Genomic DNA, 3,354 nt, shown 5'->3' on the forward strand with positions numbered 1-3,354 from the left:
TGCAGAAGGTGCAGTTGCGGCAGGATGCCGGTTCTTTGCAGGATACCCAATTACCCCGTCATCTGAGGTTGCCGAGCAGATGGCTCGCCGCCTTCCAAAAGTTGGGGGTACATTCATCCAGATGGAGGATGAGATCGCCAGCATGGCTGCGATCATCGGTGGGGCATGGACTGGTGTGCGCTCGATGACAGCAACGAGCGGTCCTGGCTTTTCCCTGATGATGGAGAATATCGGGTATGCCGCATTCACCGAAACACCATGTGTGGTCATCAATATCCAGCGCGGGGGCCCCTCAACCGGCCAGCCGACGATGGCTGCCCAGGGGGATATGCTTCAGGCACGGTTTGGCTCGCATGGTGATTACAGCGTGGTTGCTCTTGCCCCATCAACCGTTCAGGAGATGTTTGACCTTACGGTGAAAGCATTCAACCTTGCAGATCGGTTCCGGGTTCCCGCTTTTCTGATGTCCGATGAGATCATCGGCCATCTCCGGGAAAGGGTGGAGTTCCCTGATGAGGTTGAATGTATTCCTCCAAAGCTGATAAGGGAGGGTATGCTTCCATTTGAACCAGAAGACGATCTTGTACCCGGATTCACTCCGTTTGGCAAAGGGCACCGGGTTCATGTGACCGGACTTACGCATAACGAGAAAGGATATCCTGCATCAACCGATCCTGATCTCCATGAGAAGCTGGTGATGCGGCTTGTGGAAAAGGTCGAACGGGCACGCCATGAGATTGCAGATTATGATATTGTCAACCCGGAAGCCGAGATCGTCTTCATCTCCTATGGTGCTCCGACGCGTGCGGTTCGCCAGGCTCTCCTGGATGCACCCGGGAAAACCTATGGACACCTGAATCTCAGGATCGTCTGGCCATTCCCTGAAGATCTCCTAAAGCAATTCCCAAATGCACGGGTGTTTCTTGTTCCCGAGATGAATCTCGGACAGATTGCGCGGGAGATTCAGCGGCATGTCGATCAGCCTGTTATCCCCATTCCGCGGCTTGGAGGCGAACTCCATGTTCCGTCATATCTTCTGAAATCAGCGGAGGAACATGAATGACAGCTGAAGACTGGTTCAGGGAGGATCGTCTGCCTCATATCTTCTGTGCCGGATGCGGGAATGGCACAATCATCAACTGCACCCTCGAGGCAGTCGACTCTCTTGGATGGAAGATCGATGATACGGTCTTTGTATCCGGGATAGGCTGCTCGTCACGGGCGCCGGGATATATCAAAACCGACTCGCTCCATACCACGCATGGCAGGGCACTCCCCTTTGCAACCGGCGTGAAGATGGCAAAAAAGGATTTCAATGTGGTCGTCTTCACCGGTGACGGGGATCTTTCGGCAATTGGAGGGAACCATTTCATCCACGCCTGCCGCAGGAATATCGATATCACCATCATATGCATGAATAACCAGATCTATGGGATGACGGGCGGCCAGGGAAGCCCTTGTACTCCAAAGGGGGCCGTCTCGACGACCACTCCCTATGGCATGGATGAGAACCCCTTTGATCTCTGCGAACTGGCATCTGCTGCGGGTGCGAATTATGTGGCACGCTGGACATCATATCATGTCAGGGAGCTGACACAGGCGATAAAGACCGGCCTCCAGAGACCGGGTCTCTCGTTTATTGAAGTCATCGTCCAGTGCCCGACAAATTACGGGCGGCGGAACAAGCTCCGTGATGTGCAGTCTATGATATCGTCGATGAAAGATCATTCACTGCTGAAAGAGAAGCGTGACCGTCTCCTTGCCGAAGGAAAACCGATCCCGGATGATATGTTTGTTGTCGGTACACTGACTGAGCGCAACCGACCGGCACTCGGGGTGAAGGAATGAAGTACGATGTATTATTCTCGGGATTCGGCGGTCAGGGGATCATCCTCTCTGCCGTTGTCCTTGGTCGGGCAGCAGCGATGTACGATGGAAAATACGCTGTCCAGTCCCAAAGTTATGGGCCGGAGGCGCGTGGCGGGGCATCCTCAAGTACTGTCATCATCAGTAGCGATCCGATCCAGTACCCAAAGGTTCTGGAGCCAAACCTCTATGTGATCATGTCTGAGGCCGGTTTCCTGAAGTTTGGCGCAGAAGCACCGGAATCTGCCCTGATGCTGATTGACACGGGGCTTGTCCAGTCCCGCCCACAATGCCGTTTCATCGAGATCCCCGCAACGATGCAGGCTAAAGAAGTACTTGGAAAGCCGATCGTCGCCAACATCGTCATGCTCGGAGCTCTCGTTTCTGCAACCGGAATAGTCAGTTTCGAAGCGATGGAGAAGGCTGTTCTTGACAGCGTTCCAAAAGGGACAGAAGAGCTCAACATCAGGGCATTGAATCTTGGTCGGGATATCGTGCAGAAAGGAGGAGATTCATGAAACTGCTTGAATACGAAGCAAAAAAAGTCTTTTCGACATTTGGAATCCCGGTTCCGGAGAGTGTCCTGATCACCAGTGCCAGAGAGGCATCTGCTGCCTGTCAGAAGATTGGCGGATCGGCGGTATTGAAGGCACAGGTCGATGTTGGTGGCAGGGGTAAAGCCGGCGGCATCCTGATGGCAACGGCAGATAATGCGGAAGCTGTTGCAACCGAACTCTTCCAGAAAGAGATAAAAGGCCTTCCTGTGAAGGAAGTGCTTGTGGAGGAGCGGCTTCCCATCCAGAAAGAATACTTTGTATCAATTGCCATTGACCGGAGCACCCGGTCCCCGGTGATCCTCTTTGCCGAAGCAGGCGGTGTTGAGATCGAGGCGACCGCCGGGGAGCGGCCGGATGCGGTCAGGAGCGCACATGTATCTCCCCTCCTCAGTGAGGTTCCCGGCTTCATTCTCAGGTATCTGACCCGGGGATGTGAGAAAGAGATTATGCCGGTTATCTCAGCGCTCTACCGTGCATTTCGTGAGAAAGATGCCCTTCTTGCCGAGATCAATCCACTTGTGATCACACCGTCCGGTGTTCTTGCAGCCGATGCAAAACTGATCATCGATGATAATGCCCTTGCCCGTCAGGGGATCAGCGTGAACCGTGACCTCACCGATCGTGAGGCAGAGGCTGAGGCGCATGGGTTCTCGTACGTTGAACTGAACGGGTCGATCGGCGTCATCGGTAATGGTGCGGGACTTACCATGGCAACCCTCGATCTTATTGCCCACCACAACGGCGCCGCGGCCAATTTCCTTGATGTCGGAGGAGGTGCCGGTTCAGATCGGGTGATGCATGCAGTCAGGCTGGTTGCATCAGTTCCGGCTGTAAAGGTGATCGTTGTCAATCTGCTTGGCGGGATTACCCGGTGTGACGAGGTGGCCCGTGGCATTATCGCAGCCGGTGTTTCACAGCAGGTGATCGTCCG

Annotated in this window: 4 protein-coding genes; all 4 read left to right on the forward strand. The window is 54.4% G+C overall.

Annotation, left to right across the window (positions count from 1 at the left end):
- On the forward strand, positions 1–1,063 hold a 1,063-nt coding region (locus QCH34_RS09275), incomplete at its 5' end, for a 2-oxoacid:acceptor oxidoreductase subunit alpha (RefSeq protein ID WP_300333209.1).
- Entirely contained in the window at positions 1,060–1,848 is a 789-nt protein-coding gene (locus QCH34_RS09280; protein ID WP_300333212.1) for a thiamine pyrophosphate-dependent enzyme, read from the forward strand. The genes QCH34_RS09275 and QCH34_RS09280, both read left to right, overlap by 4 nt.
- A complete protein-coding gene (locus QCH34_RS09285) occupies positions 1,845–2,384 on the forward strand; it encodes a 2-oxoacid:acceptor oxidoreductase family protein (RefSeq protein WP_300333216.1) in 540 nt (179 codons plus the stop codon). The genes QCH34_RS09280 and QCH34_RS09285 overlap by 4 nt, the downstream gene beginning before the upstream one ends.
- The coding region (locus QCH34_RS09290; RefSeq protein ID WP_300333218.1) for an ATP-grasp domain-containing protein at positions 2,381–3,354 on the forward strand (974 nt) is incomplete at its 3' end. The genes QCH34_RS09285 and QCH34_RS09290, both read left to right, overlap by 4 nt.

It is taken from the genome of Methanocalculus sp. (assembly GCF_029762515.1).
Classification (GTDB): Archaea; Halobacteriota; Methanomicrobia; order Methanomicrobiales; family Methanocorpusculaceae; genus Methanocalculus.

Coding starts and splice junctions, on each gene's coding strand:
- QCH34_RS09280 (WP_300333212.1), top strand. CDS start 1,060: ATGACAGCTGAAGACTGGTTCAGGGAGGATCGTCTGCCTCATATCTTC.
- QCH34_RS09285 (WP_300333216.1), top strand. CDS start 1,845: ATGAAGTACGATGTATTATTCTCGGGATTCGGCGGTCAGGGGATCATC.